The following is a 22,235-nucleotide window of genomic DNA, read 5'->3' on the forward strand; positions in this document are numbered from 1 at the left end:
CGTGAGCGAAGCCCAGGAAAACGCACCGCATTACGACGCCTCGGACATCACGGTCCTCGAAGGCCTCGAGGCGGTTCGCAAACGTCCAGGCATGTACATCGGCTCGACCGGCGAGCGCGGGCTGCACCACCTCGTGTACGAGATCGTCGATAACTCGGTTGACGAAGCGCTCGCGGGCTACGCGAGTGAGATCACCGTGGACGTGCTCGAGGATGGCGGCGTGCGCGTGATCGACGATGGCCGCGGTATCCCCGTTGCCATGCACCCCACGGAGAAGAAGCCGGCGGTTGAGCTCGTGCTTACTGTTCTTCACGCGGGCGGCAAGTTCGGTGGTGGCGGCTACGCGGTCTCGGGTGGCCTCCACGGCGTGGGTTCTTCCGTGGTGAACGCGCTCTCGAAGCGCCTCGAGGTCGAGATCAAGCGCGACGGCTACGTGTGGCGCCAGCAGTACACGCATGGCGTGCCGGATGCCCCGCTCGAGAAGGGCGAGGAAACCGAAGAAACGGGCACGTCGCTCACCTTCTGGGCCGATGGCGACATCTTCGAAACCACCGAGTATGAGTTCGAGACGCTGCGCAAGCGTTTCCAGCAGATGGCGTTCCTTAACAAGGGCCTCAAGATCACCCTCACGGATCACCGACCGGTGGAGGATCCCGTTGACGATGATCTTCCGGATCTCGACAACCTCGACGAGGACGTTGATGAAAACGACGGCATCAACGACGCGGCGCGCCCCACCGACGCGGGCGCCGATACGGCCGAGAAGCCGAAGACGAAGACCGTGACGTTCCTGTATGAGCAGGGGCTTGAGGATTTCGTCAAGTACATCAACAAGCAAAAGCGCGCCGAGGTGATCCACCCGGAGATCATCAGCTTCGATAGCGAAGACACCGACCACATGATCTCGGTGGAGATCGCGATGCAGTGGACCACGGCGTACTCGGAGTCGGTGCACACGTACGCGAACACGATCAACACGCACGAGGGCGGCACCCACGAAGAGGGCTTCCGCAGCGCCCTCACCGGCGTGATCAACCGCTACGCGCGCTCGAACAACCTCATGAAGGAAAAGGACGCTAACCTCACGGGTGAGGACATCCGTGAGGGCCTCACGGCAGTTGTGTCCGTGAAGCTTGGCGAGCCGCAGTTTGAGGGGCAGACCAAAACGAAGCTCGGCAACACGATTGCGCGCACGTTCGTGTCGAAGGTCATGACCGACAAGCTCGGCGACTGGGCCTCGGCCCACCCGAACGAGATGAAGATGATCGTCACGAAGGCGCAATCGGCGGCCGCGGCCCGCGAGGCCGCCCGCAAGGCGCGCGATGCGACTCGCCGCAAGTCGCCGCTCGAAACGGGTGGCATGCCCGGCAAGCTTCGTGACTGCTCGAGCCGCAATCCCGCGATTAGCGAAATCTTCATCGTTGAGGGCGACTCGGCAGGCGGCTCGGCTGTGTCTGGCCGTGACCCGAAGACCCAGGCGATTCTCCCGATCCGCGGCAAGATTCTTAACGTGGAGAAGGCGCGCCTTGATCGCGCCCTCGATAACGCCGAGGTGCGCTCGCTCATCACGGCGTTCGGCACGGGCATCGGCGAGGATTTCGATCCCACGAAGCTGCGCTACCACAAGATCATTCTCATGGCGGATGCCGACGTTGACGGCCAGCACATTTGCACGCTCCTGCTTACCCTGCTGTTCCGCTACATGCGTCCGCTCATCGAGCTTGGGCACGTGTTCATCGCGATGCCGCCGCTGTATCGGCTTAAGTGGACGAACTCGCCGCACGAGTACGTGTTCAGCGACGCCGAGCGCGATCAGAAGCTTGAGGAGGGCCGCGCCGCTGGCAAGCGCATCCCGAAGGACAACGGCATTCAGCGCTACAAGGGTCTCGGCGAGATGGATTGGCGCGAGCTGCAAACCACGACGATGGATCGCAATCTGCGCACCCTCAAGCAGGTGACGATGGCCGAAGCCGCCGACGCCGACGCGGTGTTCAGCGTGCTCATGGGCGACGACGTGGATGCGCGCCGCCGGTTCATTCAAGAAAACGCGAAGGACGTGCGCTTCCTCGATATCTAAATCGCGCGCCGAGAGGCGAAGCGCGGTTATTGAGAGAGCATTCACGCGAGGAAGAGTAGGGGAGAAGACATGAGCGACGAGAACATCGAAGATCAGGGCCCGAAGAGCGCCGAGGATCTCGAACACGCGATCCCGCAGGGCCTCACGACAACCGTCGATGCGATCGACGAGGACGAGAGCGATCAGATCTTCCAGGTTGATCTGAATAAGGAGATGCAAAAGAGCTACCTCGATTACGCGATGAGCGTGATCGTGGGGCGTGCACTCCCCGATGTGCGCGACGGCCTCAAGCCGGTGCACCGCCGCATCGTGTACGGCATGTACGACGGTGGCTACCGCCCGGAGCGTTCCTTCAGCAAGTGCGCGAAGGTCGTTGGCGAGGTCATGGGTACGTACCACCCGCACGGCGATTCCGCGATTTACGATGCGCTCGTGCGCCTCGTGCAGCCGTGGAACTTGCGCTACCCTCTCGTGCTCGGCCAGGGCAACTTCGGCTCGGCCGGTGATGACGGCGCCGCGGCCTCGAGGTACACCGAGTGCAAGATGTCGCCGCTCGCCCTCGAGCTCGTGCGCGACATCAACGAAGACACCGTGGACATGGTGGGCAACTACGACAACACGGTCGATGAGCCCGTGGTTTTGCCCTCACGTTTCCCGAACCTCCTCGTGAACGGCTCGGCGGGTATCGCCGTGGGTATGGCAACCAACATCCCCCCGCACAACCTGCGCGAGGTTGCCTCGGCGGTGCAGTGGCTGCTCACGAATCCCGAGGCCACGAAGGAAGAGCTCCTCGAGGCGTGCATCGAGCGCATCCAGGGCCCCGACTTCCCGAATGGCGCGACCATCACGGGTCGCAAGGGCATCGAGGAGGCGTACCGCACGGGCCGCGGCTCGATCACGCAGCGCGCGGTCGTCAAGACCGAAGAGATCAACGGTCGCCTCGCTCTCGTCGTGACTGAGCTGCCCTACCAGGTCAATCCCGACAACCTCGCCCGCAAGATCGCCGAGCTCGTCAAGGCCGGCCGCATCCAGGGCATCGCCGACATCACCGATGAAACCTCCGGTAAAACTGGCCAGCGCCTCGTGCTCACCCTCAAGCGCGATGCGGTCGCGAAGGTTGTGCTCAATAACCTTTACAAGCAGACCCAGCTTCAGGAGAACTTCTCCGCGAACATGCTCGCGATCGTCAATGACGTGCCGCGCACGCTCTCGATCGACTCGTTCGTGCGGGAGTGGACGAAGCACCAGATCGACGTCATCGTGCGTCGCACTCGCTTCCGCCTTCGCAAGGCCGAGGAGCAGATCCACATCTACCGCGGCTACCTCAAGGCCCTCGATGCGCTCGACGAGGTCATCGCGACCATTCGCCGCTCGCCCGACGTGGACGAGGCCCGCACAGCCCTCATCGCGCTCCTCGACATCGATGAAATCCAGGCGAACGCGATTCTCGCCCTCCAGCTTCGCCGCCTCGCGGCCCTCGAGCGCCAGAAGATTACCGAGGAACACGATCGCCTCGCCGCGTTGATCCTCGAGTACGAGGAAATCCTTGGCAGCGAGCAGCGCCAGCGCGAAATCGTGAGCGAGGAACTCGACGCGATCGTCGAGAAGTACGGCGATGAGCGCCGCACGCAGATCGTCCCCTTCGATGGCGATGTTTCGGTTGAGGATCTCATTCCCGAAGAGGACATGGTCGTCACGATTACGCGCGGCGGCTGGGTCAAGCGCACGAAGACCGATGAATACCGCGCGCAAAAGCGTGGCGGCAAGGGCGTGCGCGGCGCGAGCCTGCGCGAGAACGACGTGGTCGATCACTTCTTTACGACCACGACCCACAAGTGGCTTTTGTTCTTCACGAACTTCGGTCGCGTGTACCGCATCAAGGGATATGAGCTTCCCGAGGCGCCGCGCGATTCGAAGGGCCAGCACATCGCGAATCTCCTCGAGTTCCAGCCGAACGAGTCGATCCGTTCCGTGCTCGTGATCGGCGGGTACGACGAGGCCGAATACCTTGTGCTCGCCACCAAGCACGGCATCGTCAAAAAGACCGCGATGAGCGCGTTCGATTCGAACCGCAGCGCCGGCCTGATCGCGATCAACCTGCGTGAGTTCGAGGGGTCCGACGGTTCCCTCGTCACCGATGAGCTTGTGGCGGCCCGCGCTGTCAACGGCGACGATCACCTGCTGCTCGTGTCGAAGAACGGCCAGAGCGTGCGGTTCCCCGCTTCCGACGATGTGCTGCGCCCCATGGGCCGCGTTACGGGCGGTGTGACCGGCATGAAGTTCCGCGGTGATGATGAGCTTCTCGCGATGGACGTTGCTCATCCAGGAACGTTCGTGTTCACCGTGACCGATTCCGGCTTTGCGAAGCGCTCCTCGATCGATGAGTACCGCGTCCAAGGCCGCGGCGGCCTCGGCATCAAGGTCGCGAAGCTCCCGAACGACCGCGGTCACCTCGTGGGCGCTGCCGTTGTGGAAGAAACCGATGAAGTTTTCGTGCTCATGGAGAAGGGCAAGGTCGTGCGGTCTTCCGTCGCGGGCGTGCCGTCCAAGGGCCGTGACACGATGGGCGTCGTCTTCGCGAAGCCCGACCAGAAAGACTCGATCATCCTCGTCAACGTGTTCAAGGAAAGTGAACCGGATGACGAGGCGGAGGAAGCTGGCAATGATGATGCCGGCGATGCCGTAGTCTCGGACTGATCGAATGAGCGAGGAGAACACCGTGAGTTCCACTAGCGACGACAACACCCAGCCAATCGCGAAGCAGGGCGGTCCCGAGCAGAGCGCCGAATCCCGCAACGCCACCGCCGCGCTTTCGGAGGGTGTCACGAGCCGTATCGACGCGATCAAGAGCGGTGAAAGCGAAGAGCCGAAGTCGAGCTCGCGCACGAAAAAGAACGCCCAGCAGCAAGGTGCACATGACGCTCACGGTGTGGGCGGGCAGGCGTCGGACCACCGGAGCTCGCAGGCTCCCGCACCCGCGGGACCGCAAAGCGGAACGTCCCGCACTCAGCGCCAGGGCGGCGCGCAGCCGCTGCCGAAGAGCCGCACGACCCACCAGCCGGCCGGCCGGCCCGCTTCCGGCAACCCTGCGCCCGCGCCCGCTCAGGACGCTCCGCGCAAGGGCCGCCGCGTGAAGCTCACGCTTTCGCAGCTTGACCCGTGGAGCGTGATGAAGCTGTCGTTCCTCGTGGCGATCGCGTTCGGCATCTCGCTGATCGTTGCCGTGGCGCTGCTGTGGCAGATCGTTGACGCGATCGGCCTGTGGGATCAGATCAACCAGATCGGCTCCGACCTCAACAGCGGCAAGCCACTGCCGTTCATGGAGTACTTCGAGTTCTCCAAGATGATTTCTTACGCCGTGATCGTTGCGGGCCTCAACCTCGTGATCATCACCGCGCTCGGCACGCTTTTCGCGTTCCTGTACAACATCGTGGCTTCGCTGCTTGGCGGCCTCAAGGTCACGCTTACCGACAGATAAACTCTGTAGCAGGGGAGAGGGGCCAGGTTCGAGGGGACCTGGCCCTTTCTGCATGTCTTTAGCGTGTGCTGGTCACGTACGATGGGGGCATGATTCAAGGCGAGCTGCGCAGCAGAATTGACCGGGTGTGGGATGCATTTTGGTCGGGAGGTATTAGTAATCCTCTTGAGGTGATTGAGCAGATCACGTACCTGCTGTTTTTGCGGCGCCTCGATGATCTTCAAGACAATGCCGAGAGGAAAGCCCGCTACACGGGAAGCCCCATTGAGAATCCTGTCTTTTTGCCTGGGCAGGAGCATTTGCGGTGGAAGAACCTGAGGGAGCTTTCGCCCGATCTGATGTTTGCCCGCATGAGCGGTGAGGTTTTCCCGTACCTGCAAAACCTGGGGGAGCAGTTCTCCGGTGGGGATTCGACGTTCACTCAACACATGAAGGGTGCCCGCTTCACAATTCCGAACGCGCAGCTGCTCACGAAGGTCGTGGACATGCTCGATCAGGTGCCCATGGAGAACCGGGATACGAACGGCGACCTGTACGAGTACATGCTGAGCAAGCTCGCGACCTCGGGAACGAACGGACAGTTCCGAACTCCTCGGCACATTATCGAGCTCATGGTCGATCTGATGGCGCCGAAGCCTGGTGATCGCATCGTGGATCCAGCTTGTGGCACGGCTGGCTTCCTCGTGGCCGCCTCTGAGTACGTGCGTGAAAATCACGAGGAACTCTTCCGGGATGCCTCGCAGCGCAAGGCGTTCCACACCTCGATGTTTAGCGGCTTCGATTTCGATTCAACGATGCTGCGTATTGGCAGCATGAATATGCTCATGCACGGCGTGGAGAATCCGGAGATTGCGTATCGCGATTCTCTTTCGGAGGGCGCTGCGGGTGAGGAGAGCCGCTATACGGTGATCCTCGCGAACCCGCCCTTTGCGGGGTCGCTTGACTACGATTCCACCTCGAGTGACCTGCTCAGCATGGTGAAAACGAAGAAGACGGAACTGCTGTTCCTCGCTCTCTTCCTTCGCTTGCTTGAGCCCGGTGGCCGCGGGGCGGTGATCGTGCCCGATGGTGTTCTTTTCGGTTCGAGCAAGGCACATAAGGACGTGCGTAAGGCGCTCGTGGAGGAGCAGAAGCTCGATGCCGTGATCAAGCTTCCTTCGGGCGTTTTCCGCCCCTACGCGGGCGTTTCCACCGCGATTCTCCTGTTCACGAAGACCGATTCGGGCGGCACCGAGGACGTGTGGTTCTATGACGTTCGCGCCGACGGTTTCTCTCTTGACGATAAGCGCAACCCGATCGACCAGAGCGACCTTCCCGACGTTCGCAAGCGCTGGCTCGAGCGCCACGGCAGCGAGAAGGACCGCGCCCGCACCGAGCAATCCTTCTGCGTTCCCAAAACCGAAATCGTCGAGCAAAGCTACGACCTCTCCCTCAACCGCTACAAAGAAATCGAGTACGAAGAAGTCGAACACCGCGACCCCGCCGACATCATCGCCGACATCAAACAGCTCAACGCCGACATCGAACGCGAGCTCGCGGAGCTGGAGGAGATGCTCCGATGAGGATGGTGAAGCTGGGTGACGTTGCGAAAATCAATCCTCGTGCTGCGCGTTTGCCCGCCGACACTCAAGTTTCCTTCGTTGGGATGGCTCAGCTAGATGCGGTTAACGCTAAAGCGATTCCATTGGATGAACGAAACTATGCCGATGTCTCCAAAGGGTATACGCAGTTCCGCGATGGAGATATCCTAGTCGCCAAAATCACGCCCTGCTGGGAGAACGGGAAAGTGGGGATAGCCGACCTAAATCAGGAGTTTGGATATGGGTCGACAGAGTTCCACGTTATTAGGCCAGGACAAGAGCTTAACGAGCGCTATCTTCTGCACTATCTGCGGCAGGACTATATCCGTGCATCCGGTGAACTCAAAATGACCGGTAGTGGTGGTCAGCGTCGAGTTCCCGTAGAGTTTTTCTCGAATATGCTCGTACCTCTACCTAGCCTTGACGAGCAGCGGCGGATCGCGGCGATCCTGGACAAAGCCGACGCCATCCGCGCCAAGCGCCGCCAAGTCCTTGCCGACCTCGATGCCCTCAAAGCTTCGTTGTTTAACTCGATGTTCCAGGTAAAGGAGTATCCATCCTCGTGCCTGAATGATGTGAGTCTCGGACGCGGGGAATACGGGGCTACCGTTGCCAGCACTGAAATCAGTGAGGATCTCCCTCGCTATGTCAGGATTACTGATATTCGAGAGGACGGAACTCTTTCAGACGAAGCACGTGGACCGGCAGGAGAGTATTCGGAATGGAGGCGTTATCTTCTAAACGAAGGCGATATTCTTTTTGCAAGGTCGGGCGCAACAGTTGGCAAGACATTTCGCTATCGAACTTCGGATGGCCCTTGTGTTTATGCCGGATACCTGATTCGTTTCGTTCCGAACCCTGAGTTAATTGACTCAGATTTTCTCTACGCTTACACCCGTACCTCGAAATACCGGGGGTGGGTCGCTGCGCGACAGAATGTTGTAGCGCAACCGAATATTAACGCGAAACAATATGGATCTGAACTTATGATTCCGTTGCCACCAATGGAAGAGCAAAAAGAGTTTGCTCGCCGTACTAAGATCATCGACCGCGTGATCGCTTCGGCCAAACATTCTTTCGAGCGCGATACCGAACTGTTCGCCTCCCTCCAGTCCCGCGCGTTCAAAGGAGAGCTGTGATGGGGAACTTCGACTTCCTGAAGGCTGAATGGCCGCAGATTCACGAGGGCTGTGCGAAGGCGGAGTCGTATGTGACGAATGATCCGTCGACGGCGTGTATTCACGCTCGGCGCTCGATCGAGCTGCTCGTGATGCACCTGTACCGCTTGCTTGATCTGCCGGAGCCGTACAAGCGCGACCTTGCGGCGCATATCGCGGATCCTCGCTTCAAGCGGATTACGGGCGATGGCATCTCCACCAAACTGATGCTCATCAAGAATGTGGGCAACAAAGCCGTGCACTCCACGCAACCGATTCCCGCCGGGGCCGCCCTGCAGGTGATGCGGGAGCTCTACCTCGTCATGGTGTGGGCCGCGTTTCGCTACTCGGCCTCGCCCGATGCCGTGCCAATGGGACGGCAGTTCGACCCGAAGCTCGCGGCGCAGGCCGCGCCGCTGTCCCGCGCGGACGTCGTGAAGCTCGCCGAAAAGTTCAGGGAACAAGACGAGGCGCACGCACGCGCACTCGAAGAGCGCGACAGCCTCATCGCGGAACTCGACGCGGAAATCGAGAAGATGCGCGCCGAAGTTCGGGCCGCACAAGCAGAAAAAACCCGCAGCGACACCCAGGACTACCGGGAAGACGAAACCCGCGACCAGTTCATCGACCTGCTGCTCAACGAAGCCGGATGGCCGCTCGACAAGCAACGCGACCGCGAATACCCCGTCACGGGAATGCCGAGCGCAACCGGCAAGGGGTACGTGGACTACGTGCTGTGGGGGTCCGACGGTCTCCCGCTCGCCGTCGTCGAAGCAAAGCGCACGCGCCGCTCACCCCTCGAAGGCCAAGAACAGGCCCGCCTGTATGCCGACGCCCTCGAACGAGAATTCGGGCGAAGGCCCATCATCTACTACACCAACGGCTACACGCACGAGATCTGGGACGATGCCTCGGGCTACCCGCCGCGTGCCGTGCAAGGGTTCGCGACCGCTGAACAGCTTGAGCTTCTCATCCAGCGCCGCTTGACCCGCCGCCCGCTTGCCACTGAACCCGTGGATCCCGAGATCGCGGGCCGCTACTACCAAGTGCGTGCCATCAGCGCCATAGACAACGCGTTCGACAGCAAGCAGCGCCACGCCCTGCTCGTCATGGCGACTGGCACAGGCAAGACCCGTACGTCCGTGGCCCTCGTCAAACAGCTCATGAACGCTGGGTGGGTGAAAAACGTGCTGTTCCTCGCCGACCGCACGGCTCTCGTGGACCAGGCGCATAAGGCGTTCCTTGCGCACTACCCCGAATCGGGGCCCGTCAACCTCCTGAAGGACCCCGATAAGTCGGGCCGAGTGTCCCTCTGCACGTACCAAACGATGCTCGGGCTGATTCAAAAAGTTGACGGCGAGCAGCGACTCTTTGGCCCCGGGCACTTCGACCTCGTGATCATCGACGAGGCCCACCGCAGCGTGTATGCGAAATACGGCTACATCTTTGAATACTTCGACTCCCTTCTGCTGGGCCTTACCGCGACCCCGAAAGACGAAGTCGACCACAACACCTACCGCCTGTTCCAGCTCGAAGACGGTGTTCCCACCGACGCCTACTCCCTCGACCAGGGCATCACCGACGGGTACCTCGTGCCGCCGAAGGGCGTGTCCGTGGGGACGACGTTCTTGCGCCGCGGCATCCGCTATAGCGATCTCAGTGAAAGCGAAAAAGACGACTGGGACATGATGGACTGGGGCGAAGACGGGCCGCCTGACAGCATCGAGGCCGATGAAATCAACCGGTTCCTCTTCAACGAGGACACGGTGGATAAGGTTCTCGCGCTCCTCATGGAATCCGGACACAAGGTTGCCGGAGGAGACCGCCTCGCTAAAACCATCATCTTCGCGAAGAACCAGCGCCACGCCGAGTTCATTGCCCAGCGGTTCGATGCTGGCTGGCCGCATCTCGCGGGGGAGTTCGCGCGCGTCATCACGCACGGCGTTTCCTACGCGAGCTCGCTCATCGAAAGTTTCGAGAACGCGGATTCCGCTCCGCATATCGCGATCAGCGTGGACATGCTCGACACCGGCATCGACGTTCCCGAAGTGGCGAACCTCGTGTTCTTCAAACCCGTGCGCTCGAAAACAAAATTCTGGCAGATGATCGGCCGCGGCACCCGCCTGTGCCCCGGCCTCTACGGCGAAGGTGAAGACAAGAAAGACTTCTACGTCTTCGATTTCTGCGGCAACCTCGAATTCTTCAGCCAGGACCTTCCCACCGTGGAAGGCTCCGTTCAAAAATCGCTCACCCAGCGCGTTTTCGAGCACCGCGTGGCTCTCGTGCGCGGTATCGACGCCTCGAGTGGCGACGCGGATCTTCGCCGTGACACCGCCGAGCGCCTTCACGAGTTCGTCTCCGGCATGACACTCGACAACGTGCTCGTTCGGCCGCATCGCCGCCTCGTCGAAAAATTCAGCGACGGCCAAGCATGGGACCACCTCAGTGCCGAAGACGCCCACGACGCGCTCGAACTTGGCGGCCTGCCGAGCGCGGCAAGCGTCGGAACTGAACCCGCGAAACGCTTTGACCTCTTGATCCTGCGCGCCCAAGTTGCTCTTCTGGAAAACGACACCGCAACGGCTGATCGCGTCCGCGAAACCGTGCAAGCCATCGCTACGGACCTCCTTGGCCGCACAAGCATTCCCCTCGTGGCCGCCCGGGCCGAATTGCTCGAAGACCTGGCCGGAGAGGACTGGTGGGTGGACGTCACGCTCCCCATGCTTGAACTCGCGCGCGTGCGGGTGCGGGAGCTTGCCGGGTTCGTGGTGTCCGACGGCGCCCGCAACCCGGTGTACACCGACTTTGAAGACTCGCTCACCGATGCCGTCGACATCGACTTGCCCGGCACAACGCCCGGCATGAACTGGGAGCGATTCCGCGATAAAACCAAGGCGCACCTGCGCGAACACAGCGACCACCTCGCGATCCAGAAGCTTCGCCGTAATAAGCAGCTCACCGAGACCGACCTCGGCGAGTTCGAGAAGATGCTCTACACGCTCGGAGCCGAAAGAACCCACATCGACAGGGCCGTTCACGAAAACGGTAGCCTCGGCCTCTTCCTCCGCTCCCTCTCGGGGCTCGATCGTGCCGCTGCAGTCGAAGCCTTCGCCCACTTTCTCGACGAGTCAACCCACACCGTTGAGCAGATCCGCTTCATCGACATGATCGTCTCCGAGCTCACCGTGAACGGCGTCATGGAGCCAAGCAGAATCTTTGAATCTCCCTACACCGACGACTTCCAGCCCGTGGATGTGCTTTTTCCCGAATCAGATGTGGAGGGCATCGTCACGAGCCTCCGGGTGATCCGCGCACACGCTGATCCTGAACCCAAACGCGCCTGAGCGCTGGCACTTTCGTGGAAGAACCGTGTGGCGTGCCCTACACGGCCCATTGATCGTTTGTGTGGGCACCCTGCACTGGGTTAGAGTATTTCCTCGTTGGAGTTACGTCAGTTGCTCCAGGAGGGCCTATAGCTCAGTCGGTTAGAGCGCTGTCCTGATAAGACAGAGGTCGCTGGTTCAAGTCCAGCTAGGCCCACTCAACGAACGGAGGCAACGTGAAGTATCTACGCGCACTTCTCTTGCTCATCGCCTCCGCCGCCGTCGGCCTCTTCGCCTGGCGGAAAGTTGAAGAAAAACAGTTGAGGGACGATCTTTGGCAGGACGCCGAGGAGCAGACCCGCTGACATACCGGGGGCTATGGCGCAATTGGTAGCGCACCTGCTTTGCAAGCAGGGGGTTACGGGTTCGAGTCCCGTTAGCTCCACAAGGAAAACCCCAGGTCGGAAGGCATACGAGCCGGAAAGCCTGGGGTTCTCTCATTCCTCCAGTACGCAGTCAGTACGCAGTATTTTCGAGCGCCGCGGCCAAAGCGCCCAAATCATCGGGGAAAAGGTGCCCGTATCGGTCCAAGGTCATCGTGGCCGTTGAGTGACCTAACAACGCCTGAACCGCTTTGATGTTTGCCCCTGACTGAATCGCGAGAGACGCCGCCGTGTGTCGAAGGTCGTAGATCCACATCTCGTTTGGGATCGAATCAACCGCGAACACTCCTGGCTTGAACACTTGCCTGGTGAAGTTTCTGATCCGCAAAGGGCCACCCTTCGGTGCTGAGAAGATGAGTTCATCGACCGAACGCCCGCGGGTCAGGCTTTCTAGCTGAGACGCTAGGGACGGGGGAAGTGGAACGGCCCGGTCCCGACCCGTTTTTGTTTCGCCCAGCTCCAGTTTCCCGGCTACGTCTTTCCAAGCCTTCGTGACGTGCAAACGTTGCCGCTTAGTGTCTAGGTCCCCTACTTGTAGGGCCGTTGCTTCCCCCCATCGAAGGCCACAAATGCCTAGGAGTTCGACTAGAACGCCGTAGTCACCACAGGCGGTGGAAAGCGCGTGGAGCTGCACGGGCGACAGAAAGACCGCCTTGTGCTTCTTCGTGTCTTTCGGTAGTTGGACGTTCGCGGCCGCATTGGTTGCAAGTACACGATCAGACACACCAACGTCTAGAATCCGTCTAAGCGTTCCCACGCACTTTCGAACTAGCGAACCGGAAAGCCCTTCGTTCACCATTCCTGCCACCCAGGCGTTTACGTCCGACGGAAGTATGTCCCTGGCATAGACGCGGCCCCATTTTGGCCGAACTCGTGACTTGATAACTGACTTCAGTTCGTAGAGGGACTTAGCGGACAGGTGCCCCAGACCTGCTTCGAAACGGTCCGCGAGCTGGTCCACTGTTACGCGCACATGGGGGTCGATGTGTGTGTTAGTTCCTAGCGCGGTCGTTTGAGAGTCTAGCCAGGCTTGAGCGTCAATCTTTCGGGTGAACGCTTTGGTGTGTTCTTCACCGAGGTTATCCACGTAGCGGGCGCGCCAACGCTTTCCAATCCCGTGCCGCGCGCTTTTTGCCCCGTCCCGTTTTGTCCACAGGTCTTCGACCCCGGCGCGCCTATTCCTGCGCTGATTCACTTTCCGCTCCGCTTTGAGGGCTCCAGGAAACCCGACTCGCGAGCGAGCCTTACCCAGCGCGTTGCTGTAGATCGCGAGACGCCGAACGTTGTGACAAGTTCCGCCACAGGCTTCTTTCCTAATGCGTCGGCGTGAGCATACAGGCCAGCAACCAGCCGCAGGGTCTTTTCAGTTGGCCCGTCGGAACGTGCTTGTTCGGCTTGTTGAGGGGTCACTAGCACCAATGATTCACCCGTTGCACGCTCCAGTATTTCGTTGCCGGCAATAAAGCTAAGCGAGGCGACCGGAATGCTTCGCAACATCTCGTTTGTGACACCAGGATCATGAAACGGGCTGAGGGGGGCCACGGTGACCGCCTGCACTTCCGGAGTTAGCACCAGGCTTTCTTCGTCCCCCCAAATCGACTCCTCGACGAGTTCGATGTGGACAGTCACAAAAAACGGCGGTTCAAGTGACTCCACTGTGAAGCGTACTTCGCCGGAAAAGTCATTGTTCGCAATATCCGGAACTTTCAATACCTCGTGCTGCATGACTTGACCTTACCCGTATAACTCATGCTTGCACAAGGGTGAGCCGTACTGTACATTGAAGCCAGTGACGCACCATTGCTCACGAATGAGTTACGACTTGAAAGGAATTGCAGTGCAAAGCACTAACGCCGGGGCCTCTCCGCTAAACACAGAGCAGGCCGCCTATCACATCGGGGTAGCTGAAAACACACTTCGTTACTGGAGGAACTGTGGGCGCGGCCCAAAGAGCTACAAAGTGGGTCGCGCGGTCCGGTATGACCGGGGCGACCTTGAAGCTTGGGTGGCCGCGCAGCGCGCGAACGCCGTTGGCGATGACCTTTAGACCATGCAACAGGAAAGCCCCCATTACCCGGCTGGCTGGCTAAGTAATGGGGGCACAATCTTTCGATCAGGAACCAACTCAATCATGCACACACGTTCACGCGCACGCCAACCCCGTGCGAACACACCGACCGACACGGGCGATCATTTACCACGCCCGCGGCTTTCCTCCGTCCCTGATTCACGAACTACGCCGCGCCGCCGTTGCACAGCGACAAATAGACACGGGCGATAACTTTGGCGCACCAATTCATCGCATGGGCACTACGCGCCGGGAAAACACCAACGGAAAAGCTCGCGCTCGCGGTCATTGCGGAAGCGGCCAACGCTGAAACAAGGGAATGGGCTTTGTCTAGCGCTGAACTTGCCGAACGCATGGGCTACAGCCCCGAAAGCAGGGCCACGGTACGGAACGCCATTAAGTCACTCGAAGAGGCCGGTCACATAAGCGTCCAGCGGCGCACCGATCCCAGCAACCCAAAGCGCAATTTGCCGAACAGGTACAGGGTCCACTACAACCCTGTCCTTGAATGGCCTCACCACGAAACCCGTAGAGGGGTGGGTCCTATTGACACCCAGGGTGGGACCTCACAACCCCTAGGGGTGGGTCCTGACAGCACCACTAACCAGGAACATAACCAGGAACATAACCAGGAACATACTTACACCCGCGATTCTTCCGAATCGACGGGACCGACCAGCAAAACCAATGACCCAATTTCAAAAGAGTTCGCGCGGTCCCCTGACCGCAAAGAACTTCGAAAGTACGTTCAGGAGTTAGGCCGGGCAAAGGCCGCAAAAGACTGCACGCGCTACGACAGCCTTCTAACGGCCTTCCACATGAAACTGGCACAATCCTTCAACCGTGATCCAAACATGGAGGCATGGGGCCTGGAAGACGGCTGGGACAGCATTCCCGCTCAATGCTCCAAGCCATACAACGCCGGGGCATGGCTAAACAAATACCTCAACGCATGGGCCAATGATGACGGCCCCCTCACATGGACACCAAAGCAAGCACAGGCGTAACCAGCAACAAAGAACGAAAGGCGCGAACGATGACCATTTTCAACACAACCATCGGGGACGGCATCCCAGCTACCAAGCCTGTAATACTCGAAACACACGAACGCGAACCCATCGACTTCCAAGTGACAGACGATCCTGATGTTGGCCTAATGTTCTTCATCGGAAACACCGCCCTCACTGAATCCGGCGCACGCCTACTAAGTGAGTCTCTCGCTTCCACGCTGTTCCACCTTGACGCGGATAGATGGACGGAAACGCTGAACGATGAGAACGATGACCCAGTTCGCTTGCTGAACGAGTGCCCCAGCGACTTACGCGCCGCGTTTGACGATGACGAAGACCCCCTGAATCGCTTGGTCAACGAATTGCCACCGCTCAATAGCGAGCCAGACGCAGAAAGCCTCGAAGCTTCCTAACAACCGAACAGCCAAGACAGCCAACCCCATCCAAGCAAGGCTCGCCGCTTCCAAAAGTAAGCGGGCCTCATTGCTCCCTGACCGTCACGCCGAACGGCAACATTCCCCCTGAATCGAACACCGACCCCATGCAACCCGCGAGCGCACACCGACCCCATGCAAACACCACCGTCACGTTCACCCGCCCGAAAGCGGCTACCCGTCAAATAGGGCATGAGTTTTCAACCTATGAAACGACCTTCAACATCGTGCAACCGAACACGCGCGCGTTTTCATCATCAGGTAATACCAGTGATGACCAGGTAATTCGCACTGTTGCCGGTACGCAGTCAGTACGCAGTAGCGCCGCGTCACGCCATAAAACGCCATAAATCACCATTGCTCGAATAGTGCTCGCACCAGCGGAAACGTTGAGATGGCCCAGGCTATCGAAACGTCTGTTTCTGCTTTGCAAGCAGGGGGTTACGGGTTCGAGTCCCGTTAGCTCCACACATAAAACCCCAGGACGGCTAGATCCGGCCTGGGGTTTCTTCATGCCCTGATGCGCGTGACCGGTGGTGCCAAACCGAGGTGGTAAATCCCCGGAAATGGGGTGGCAAATCCCCGCGCTGAGGGTGGCGAATCCCCGGAAATGGGGTGGCAAATCCTCGCGTTTCGGAGCTATCCGCTCCAGGATCCCCCGATGAGCTGGCATTTTGGGTAGGAGCATCAAAACATCATGATCATTGATGCTATGATGCGTGCATGCGGACGACACTTACACTTGACCCCGACGTATCCTCGCTACTCGAGCGTGAAATGGCGAATCGGAAGCTTCCCTTTAAGCAGGTTGTGAACGATGCAATCCGCAAGGGGCTAGGAGTTAGCTCGCCGGCGGACTTTACGTTTGCTCGCTACGAGATGGGACAACCGCGTGTCGACCTCACGCATGCAACCCGAATTGCGGCGGATCTAGAGGACGAGGCCCTCGCTGCAAAGTTGTCCGAGGGCCGCTGATGCTCATTGTTGACACGAATGTGCTGGTCTATGCCGTAAATGTAGACGCAAGGCAACACGAAGCTAGCCATACATGGCTTTCGGAGCAGCTCCGTAGCGGGACAGAAGTCGTCGGTATGCCGTGGATGTCGCTCCTGGGCTTTGTGCGCATCTGCACTCATGCCCGTATCCTCGGCCGCCCAATCACGCCAGAGCAAGCAATGGCTCTGCTCAATGCATGGATCTCTCATCCCAGGGTCGTCACTCCAGAGCCCTCGGTTCGGCACGGGGCACTTCTTTCCGGCCTACTCGCGGAGGCAGGAGCGGCGGGGAACCTGACGAACGATGCCCATCTCGCCGCACTGGCGCTTGAGTACGGCGCCACCATGGTCACGTTTGATCGTGACTTCGCACGGTTTGGCGTCCGCGTTCACGTCCCGACGGTCCAGTGACCGCGGGTTGCGTCTAGAAGTAGTCGCGCTTAGAAGTAGGTCACGCACCACGGCTCGCGGCGGCGCTGCAGGAGGATGCCGAGCTTGTCGACCGCATCCTCGTCACCGCGCACCCAGCCCACCGTTTCGAGGGCCTGGATGTTGACGCCGCCAAGGAGAGTCGAGCCGAGAGCCGGAACATCGATCTCCACTTGCGGATCTCCCTCGTAGGGCTCGCACGTGCCCTTGCCATCTTTCACGGTGAGGCGCCAGGTGCCGTCGGCAAACCCCATCGAGTCCACGACGCGGAAGGTGACGTCGCCCTCGGTGTAGTAGTTGCGGGCTTCGAGCAGCGCGGCCGGGTCGATCACGCGCAGCCACAGGAAGTCGTTGTGCTCGTTGATCTGGTAGCGGCGGCGATCGGCGAGGGCCCAGGGCAGGTGCTCGTCGTTGCGGGCGTTGTTGAAGCGCACGCGGCGCACGAGGTCGAGGGAGCCGAGGAACGCCCACATCGCGATGCTCGCGTCGGTGTTGCAGGGGACGAAGTCGATCACGTCGAGGGCGCCGCCGCGGCTTTCGAGGCGCCACGTCGCGTAGCCGTCGAGCTCGCCCTTCTCGTTCCAGTGGCCGATCGCGCGGGTCTTGTTGTTGGGCTCGCGCGTGGGCTTGTCGATCGAGCCGTTGCGGATCTCCATTTCGGGCGCGCAGCGGTTGATCGAGCCTGTTTGGCGCGCGTGGAACTTATCGAACACGAAGCGGGAGGCTTCGGCGAGCTGGGTGACGTCGATGTATTCGCACGTGCCGGTGACGGGCGCGGAAACGCTAAAGCCTGAGCCGGCATGCAGCTCAACCGACGTGCTAAAGATTGCGGGACCGAAACCGAAGCGCCCGTAGATCGCGGCCTCGGTCGCGGTGAGGGCGGCAACGGCGAGGCCCTTCTTCTTCGCCTCGGCGAGGGACTCGGTCATGAGGGTCGTTGCGATGCCCTGGCGGCGGTGGGAAGCGAGAACGGTGACTTCGCTGATCTGGTGGCAGTCGATGACCTTGCCGCCCACGTTGAGTTCGCCCGTGTAATCCATGAAGGTCGCAACGGGAACATCCTTGCCGAGGCCATACTTGCGACGGTCGTCGTCGAGAACCGTGCGGGCGGTCGCCTTGCGTTCCGCGTCGATTTTCAGTTGGTGTTCGAGGAATTTCTGCGAGGGGTAGGGGTCGTGGAATCCCTGCTGGACGGCGGTGAGCCAGGCGGGATACCAGGGGTGGTCGTCGGGATTCGAGCTCGTGACGTGATGGGTTTCATATTTGAGATTCACGCGAGTGACACTAGCAAAGTAGAGTTTGGAGGATCTGAGCCAAAGAACGGGAGGTGTCATGGCTGCTCTAGTTTTCGATTCCGTCTCGTTCTCGTTCTCCTCGCGCCCGCTTCTCGAGCGCGTGAGCTTTCGCTTGGGGGCGGGGGAGCGCGCGTGCCTCGTGGGGCCGAACGGGTGCGGCAAAACCACTCTGCTTCGGCTTGCGCTCGGGGAGCTCTCGCCCGAAGGTGGCGCGGTCACGTGGGAAGGAATGGGGTCCGACGCTTGCCAGCCTCCGTCGGCAGAAAACTTCACGGGGCGCGTAAGCGAGTATTTCGATGAGTCACTCGCGCCCGTTCGTGCCCTTTCTGCGAGATTCGAGCAGGTCACGGCGCACATGGCGCAAGCTGCGGGTGAAAGCTCGGGTGATGAGCGCGAGTATGACGCGCTGCTCGCGGAGATGACCGCGCGCGATGTGTGGTCGCTTGAGTCGCGCATCGATGAAGTGCTTGCGGGGCTTGGCCTTGCGATGCTCGCCGGGGAGGGCCGCGAACGTGATGTGGCAACACTTTCCCCAGGCCAGCGGGGGAGGCTTCCGCTTGCGGCGATGCTCATCGCGCGGCCCGAGGCGCTCATACTCGACGAGCCTACGAACCATCTCGACGCCGAGGGCTTAGCCTTCCTTGCGCGCACCGTGCGCCAGTGGGAGGGGCCGGTGCTCATGTCGAGCCACGACCGCGCGTTCATCGAGGACACTGCCACGGCGATCTACGACCTCGACGTTGCGACGTGGCAGGCGCTCGCAACGGCCGAGGGACACGAGCTTCACGGTGTGTATCGCACCTCGGGCTCGTATTCGAAGTTCCTCGAGGCGAAGCACAAGGCCCGAAAGGCGCATGCGCAGATTCACGCGGCGCAGCAAAGCGAGAAGCGAGAGATTGGCGAGCACCGCCAAGCGGCGGGGGCGATCGCGAGCGGAGGGGTGCGTCTCGCAGAGGCGAGCGGTATGGCAAAGAAGTTCTTTGCCGATCGCGCGCAAGCCACTTCAACTCGGCGCACGCGCAACGACGACAAAAAGCTTGAGGCGCTTGAGGAGCGAGAGGTGCGTCGGCCCCGTTCTTACGACTTGACGTTCCCGCTCGCGCCCGCGCAGAACGCCGCTGGCCTTGCCCTTTCCACACGCGCTGCCGCCGTTGAAGGGCGCTTGGCGCCGCTCACCCTCGACTTGTCTCGCGGCGAACACTTGCTCATCACGGGCGGTAACGGCGCCGGCAAATCAACGCTCCTCACCTGGATTGCCACGGGTGAGCCGCCAGAGGGCGCGAGTGCCCACGGTTCCGTGTCGTGTGACCGGCCCGTGGGATTCGTGCCGCAACGCTTGCCACGCCTGGGCGATCCAGGCTTCACGCGCGAAGTGTGGACCGAGGGGGTCGGGGAGCGCGGATCGGGAATGCTGCACCCCTCCATGTGGCGCACGCGCGTCGACGAGCTCTCTGCGGGAAATCAACGCCGTGCGCAGCTCGCCCTCGCGCTTCACGAGGCGCCGTCGTTCCTCGTCATTGATGAACCCACCAACTTCCTCGATCTCGCCACGGTTGAGGCGCTCGAGCAGGCCTTCAATGAATGGACGGGGACCCTCATCATTGCGAGCCACGACCGCTGGCTCATTGAGCATTGGGTTGGGCGGCGGCTCACTCTCGCGCCCTCGCCCGTTTTTGGTGTTACCGAGTGAAGGCCTGGCGGAGCTGTGCCGGGTGAAAGTGGTGAAAAATCGCCGTGTCGAGGCCGTATTTGGGCCTAACCGGGTCGTTTTTCACCACCTCGGCCACAGCCGCTCCGAAAGGAACCTGAGTTTAGGGACGCCAGAAGGTCGTGACGTCTTTTTTCGTCGCGAGCTGGTAGTCGATGAACTCCGCGAGCAGCTCATAGTCGAAGGGTTTGCTCCACGGCTGGCGGGCGAGCATCGCGGTGCGGTCGGTGTCGCGCTCATCCATGAAGGTAGCGAAATGGTCCATCGTTGCCTTCTCGGGAGACACGGACATATGCATCTTCGCCGCCGAGAACCCCACGATGAACGTGCCGTGATGCGTGAACATGGGCGTGCTCCACGCAATGCGCATCTCGAGCTCAGGGTACGTCGCTTGCACCCAATCGAGAACCTCCACCATGCGCTCGCGTTCGGCGCCGTCGGGGATGGTGTCGAGGAACTCGTCCAACGTCCTGATCGTCATGACCTCACCCTAGCCGTCAGGGCGAAAAAGAGACATACGGGGGATGAGTAGCATTATTGGAGCCACGGCTTGGCAGGAGCCTTGGGAAGTGGCAATTCCTAGAATCATCGTTGACAATTCATTCCTGCGAGGAGGGAAAGCATGAATGCACCAAGTGTGCTGTTTGTGTGCGTGAAAAATGGCGGCAAGAGCCAAATGGCGGCGGCGCTTATGCGTCACTATGCGCACGATGCGATCGAGGTGCATTCAGCGGGCACGAAGCCGGGAGCGACGCTTAATGAAGCCTCTCGTGTGAGCGTGGCAAGCGTCGGAGGAAATTTCGACGGTGAATTCCCGAAACCGATCGACCCAGGCATCCTGCGCGCCGCGGATCGCACCATCATCGTGGGAGGTGACGCGCGCGTGGAACCGATCGAGGGTATGCGCGGCACGATCGAAAAGTGGGAGATCGATGAGCCATCGCTTCGTGGCATCGAGGGGGAGGAGCGCATGACCCTCATTCGCGACGATATCGATCGCCGCGTTCGCGCCCTCTTGGCCGAGCTCACCTCGAACCCGAACTAGCCGAAAGGAACAACCGTGCAGGATACTGCCGCACCTCGACTGTCCATCCTTGACCGCCTTTTGCCGCTTTTCATACTTGTGGCAATGGCCGTGGGCATTGCCCTCAGCGTGTGGGTGCCGCAAACCTCGGAGCTTCTCAATCGCGTGAAGATCAGCGATATTTCGCTGCCGATCGCTCTTGGCCTCCTCGTCATGATGTACCCGCCGCTCGCGAAGGTGAGGTTTGAGAAGGCGCGCAAGATCGTGCGCGACAGGCGGCTTATGGTCCTCTCGCTGCTGCTCAACTGGGTGGTGGGCCCTCTCGTGATGTTTGCCCTCGCGTGGGTGTTTCTGCCGAATGAACCGGAGCTTCGAACTGGTCTTGTGATCGTTGGCCTGGCGCGTTGCATCGCCATGGTGCTCGTGTGGAGCGATCTCTCGTGCGCGGACCGTGAAGCAACGGCTGTTCTCGTGGCGATCAATTCCGTGTTCCAGCTCCTCATGTTCTCGGTGCTCGGCTGGTTTTACCTGCAGGTTCTCCCGGGATGGCTGGGGCTAGATACCGCCAGTGTGCACTTCTCCTTCGCGGCGATCGCGAAAAGCGTGCTCATTTTCCTCGGCATCCCGCTCGCCCTCGGCGTGCTTTCGCGCATCCTCGGTGAGCGATACAAAGGCCGGGAATGGTTCGAGAATTCCTTTCTCCCAAAGGTCTCCCCACTCGCAATGATCGGCCTTCTGTACACGATCGTGGTGCTGTTTTGCCTCCAGGGCCGGCAGATCCTGCAGCACCCCTGGAGCGTCGCAAGTGTTGCCTTGCCACTGCTCGCCTATTTCGTGCTCATGTTCGGCATCTCGCTTATCGCCGCCCGTACATCGGGCATGAACTATGCGCAGAGTGCCTCCACGGCTTTCACTGCTGCCGGAAACAATTTCGAGCTCGCGATCGCCGTGACAATCGGAACCTTCGGCGCGACCTCTTCGCAGGCACTCGCGGGCACGATCGGTCCGATGGTGGAGATTCCCGTGTTGGTTGCGCTCGTGTACGTGATGCGCGCTGTGGGGCCTCGCCTTTTCCCTGGGGATCCGACGCTACCGCGCGTCTCGCACGGCGCTTGATCTGCGGGCTATGAGCGGCGGCGCGAGCCGGGTAGGGCTTCCACCGGTCAACCAAGGTGTTGCGCAGTCGATGTCGTGGACGTGACGGTCGAAGGGCC

The 22,235-nt window shown here is 60.6% G+C and carries 19 protein-coding genes and 2 tRNA genes; 17 read left to right on the forward strand and 4 right to left on the reverse strand.

Annotated elements, in window-relative coordinates:
- Nucleotide 1: 1 nt before the first annotated feature.
- The 9 genes from gyrB to M3B90_RS02540 all read left to right on the forward strand — a co-directional run bounded on the left by gyrB (nt 2) and on the right by M3B90_RS02540 (nt 12,060).
- Complete coding sequence (gyrB, locus tag M3B90_RS02500; RefSeq protein WP_259888474.1) at nt 2-2,077, forward strand: DNA topoisomerase (ATP-hydrolyzing) subunit B; 2,076 nt, start codon at nt 2-4, stop codon at nt 2,075-2,077.
- A 69-nt stretch (nt 2,078-2,146) separates the two neighbouring features.
- Nucleotides 2,147-4,774, forward strand: coding sequence for a DNA gyrase subunit A (gene gyrA / locus M3B90_RS02505; RefSeq protein WP_259888475.1), 2,628 nt, complete (start codon nt 2,147-2,149; stop codon nt 4,772-4,774).
- 22 nt (nt 4,775-4,796) lie between these two features.
- Nucleotides 4,797-5,555: a DUF3566 domain-containing protein gene (locus tag M3B90_RS02510; protein WP_259888476.1), complete on the forward strand. Its 759-nt coding sequence runs from the start codon at nt 4,797-4,799 to the stop codon at nt 5,553-5,555.
- 89 nt (nt 5,556-5,644) lie between these two features.
- Nucleotides 5,645-7,117, forward strand: a complete 1,473-nt coding sequence (locus M3B90_RS02515) for a class I SAM-dependent DNA methyltransferase (RefSeq protein WP_259888477.1) — start codon at nt 5,645-5,647, stop codon at nt 7,115-7,117.
- Nucleotides 7,114-8,274 (forward strand): restriction endonuclease subunit S, encoded by a 1,161-nt coding sequence (locus M3B90_RS02520; RefSeq protein ID WP_259888478.1) that lies wholly within the window; start codon nt 7,114-7,116, stop codon nt 8,272-8,274. The genes M3B90_RS02515 and M3B90_RS02520 overlap by 4 nt, the downstream gene beginning before the upstream one ends.
- On the forward strand, nt 8,274-11,636 hold the full coding sequence (locus M3B90_RS02525) for a DEAD/DEAH box helicase family protein (protein WP_259888479.1): 3,363 nt from the start codon (nt 8,274-8,276) through the stop codon (nt 11,634-11,636). The genes M3B90_RS02520 and M3B90_RS02525 overlap by 1 nt, the downstream gene beginning before the upstream one ends.
- A gap of 122 nt (nt 11,637-11,758) precedes the next feature.
- A tRNA-Ile gene (locus M3B90_RS02530) sits at nt 11,759-11,832 on the forward strand.
- A 19-nt stretch (nt 11,833-11,851) separates the two neighbouring features.
- A complete protein-coding gene (locus M3B90_RS02535; RefSeq protein WP_259888480.1) occupies nt 11,852-11,980 on the forward strand; it encodes a DLW-39 family protein in 129 nt (42 codons plus the stop codon).
- A gap of 7 nt (nt 11,981-11,987) precedes the next feature.
- A tRNA-Ala gene (locus tag M3B90_RS02540) sits at nt 11,988-12,060 on the forward strand.
- 71 nt (nt 12,061-12,131) lie between these two features.
- Here M3B90_RS02540 and M3B90_RS09655 read toward each other — a convergent pair.
- Nucleotides 12,132-12,857 (reverse strand): tyrosine-type recombinase/integrase, encoded by a 726-nt coding sequence (locus tag M3B90_RS09655; protein WP_396122438.1) that lies wholly within the window; start codon nt 12,855-12,857, stop codon nt 12,132-12,134.
- A gap of 392 nt (nt 12,858-13,249) precedes the next feature.
- Nucleotides 13,250-13,783, reverse strand: coding sequence for a helix-turn-helix domain-containing protein (locus tag M3B90_RS02545; protein WP_259888481.1), 534 nt, complete (start codon nt 13,781-13,783; stop codon nt 13,250-13,252).
- Between the two features lie 85 nt (nt 13,784-13,868).
- On the opposite strand from M3B90_RS02545, the gene M3B90_RS02550 reads away from it, so the two are divergent.
- The 5 genes from M3B90_RS02550 to M3B90_RS02570 all read left to right on the forward strand — a co-directional run bounded on the left by M3B90_RS02550 (nt 13,869) and on the right by M3B90_RS02570 (nt 16,976).
- Entirely contained in the window at nt 13,869-14,105 is a 237-nt protein-coding gene (locus tag M3B90_RS02550) for an AlpA family transcriptional regulator (protein WP_259888482.1), read from the forward strand.
- 236 nt (nt 14,106-14,341) lie between these two features.
- On the forward strand, nt 14,342-15,133 hold the full coding sequence (locus M3B90_RS02555) for a helix-turn-helix domain-containing protein (protein WP_259888483.1): 792 nt from the start codon (nt 14,342-14,344) through the stop codon (nt 15,131-15,133).
- Nucleotides 15,134-15,162: 29 nt separating this feature from the next.
- Nucleotides 15,163-15,549: a hypothetical protein gene (locus M3B90_RS02560; RefSeq protein WP_259888484.1), complete on the forward strand. Its 387-nt coding sequence runs from the start codon at nt 15,163-15,165 to the stop codon at nt 15,547-15,549.
- A gap of 744 nt (nt 15,550-16,293) precedes the next feature.
- On the forward strand, nt 16,294-16,545 hold the full coding sequence (locus tag M3B90_RS02565) for an antitoxin (RefSeq protein WP_259888485.1): 252 nt from the start codon (nt 16,294-16,296) through the stop codon (nt 16,543-16,545).
- Complete coding sequence (locus M3B90_RS02570) at nt 16,545-16,976, forward strand: TA system VapC family ribonuclease toxin (protein ID WP_259888486.1); 432 nt, start codon at nt 16,545-16,547, stop codon at nt 16,974-16,976. The genes M3B90_RS02565 and M3B90_RS02570 overlap by 1 nt, the downstream gene beginning before the upstream one ends.
- 29 nt (nt 16,977-17,005) lie before the next feature.
- Here the strand turns inward: M3B90_RS02570 and M3B90_RS02575 are convergent, their stop codons facing one another.
- Nucleotides 17,006-18,268, reverse strand: coding sequence for a GNAT family N-acetyltransferase (locus M3B90_RS02575; RefSeq protein ID WP_259888487.1), 1,263 nt, complete (start codon nt 18,266-18,268; stop codon nt 17,006-17,008).
- A gap of 58 nt (nt 18,269-18,326) precedes the next feature.
- Here M3B90_RS02575 and M3B90_RS02580 point away from each other — a divergent pair, with 58 nt between their 5' ends.
- A complete protein-coding gene (locus M3B90_RS02580) occupies nt 18,327-19,979 on the forward strand; it encodes an ABC-F family ATP-binding cassette domain-containing protein (protein ID WP_259888488.1) in 1,653 nt (550 codons plus the stop codon).
- A 121-nt stretch (nt 19,980-20,100) separates the two neighbouring features.
- Here the strand turns inward: M3B90_RS02580 and M3B90_RS02585 are convergent, their stop codons facing one another.
- Entirely contained in the window at nt 20,101-20,478 is a 378-nt protein-coding gene (locus M3B90_RS02585; protein ID WP_259888489.1) for an iron chaperone, read from the reverse strand.
- A 141-nt stretch (nt 20,479-20,619) separates the two neighbouring features.
- On the opposite strand from M3B90_RS02585, the gene M3B90_RS02590 reads away from it, so the two are divergent.
- A complete protein-coding gene (locus M3B90_RS02590) occupies nt 20,620-21,042 on the forward strand; it encodes a low molecular weight phosphatase family protein (RefSeq protein WP_259888490.1) in 423 nt (140 codons plus the stop codon).
- Nucleotides 21,043-21,057: 15 nt separating this feature from the next.
- The gene (gene arsB, locus M3B90_RS02595) at nt 21,058-22,137 is read left to right on the forward strand and encodes an ACR3 family arsenite efflux transporter (protein WP_259888491.1); all 1,080 of its coding nucleotides are present in this window, start codon (nt 21,058-21,060) and stop codon (nt 22,135-22,137) included.
- Nucleotides 22,138-22,235 lie beyond the last annotated feature (98 nt).

It is taken from the genome of Dermabacter sp. p3-SID358 (assembly GCF_025147465.1).
GTDB lineage: Bacteria > Actinomycetota > Actinomycetes > Actinomycetales > Dermabacteraceae > Dermabacter.

Coding starts and splice junctions, on each gene's coding strand:
- M3B90_RS02515 (WP_259888477.1), top strand. CDS start 5,645: ATGATTCAAGGCGAGCTGCGCAGCAGAATTGACCGGGTGTGGGATGCA.
- M3B90_RS02525 (WP_259888479.1), top strand. CDS start 8,274: ATGGGGAACTTCGACTTCCTGAAGGCTGAATGGCCGCAGATTCACGAG.
- M3B90_RS02585 (WP_259888489.1), bottom strand. CDS start 20,478: ATGACGATCAGGACGTTGGACGAGTTCCTCGACACCATCCCCGACGGC.
- M3B90_RS02545 (WP_259888481.1), bottom strand. CDS start 13,783: ATGCAGCACGAGGTATTGAAAGTTCCGGATATTGCGAACAATGACTTT.
- M3B90_RS02520 (WP_259888478.1), top strand. CDS start 7,114: ATGAGGATGGTGAAGCTGGGTGACGTTGCGAAAATCAATCCTCGTGCT.
- M3B90_RS09655 (WP_396122438.1), bottom strand. CDS start 12,857: ATGGTGAACGAAGGGCTTTCCGGTTCGCTAGTTCGAAAGTGCGTGGGA.
- M3B90_RS02565 (WP_259888485.1), top strand. CDS start 16,294: ATGCGGACGACACTTACACTTGACCCCGACGTATCCTCGCTACTCGAG.
- M3B90_RS02550 (WP_259888482.1), top strand. CDS start 13,869: ATGAGTTACGACTTGAAAGGAATTGCAGTGCAAAGCACTAACGCCGGG.
- gyrA (WP_259888475.1), top strand. CDS start 2,147: ATGAGCGACGAGAACATCGAAGATCAGGGCCCGAAGAGCGCCGAGGAT.
- M3B90_RS02570 (WP_259888486.1), top strand. CDS start 16,545: ATGCTCATTGTTGACACGAATGTGCTGGTCTATGCCGTAAATGTAGAC.
- M3B90_RS02590 (WP_259888490.1), top strand. CDS start 20,620: ATGAATGCACCAAGTGTGCTGTTTGTGTGCGTGAAAAATGGCGGCAAG.
- M3B90_RS02560 (WP_259888484.1), top strand. CDS start 15,163: ATGACCATTTTCAACACAACCATCGGGGACGGCATCCCAGCTACCAAG.
- M3B90_RS02580 (WP_259888488.1), top strand. CDS start 18,327: ATGGCTGCTCTAGTTTTCGATTCCGTCTCGTTCTCGTTCTCCTCGCGC.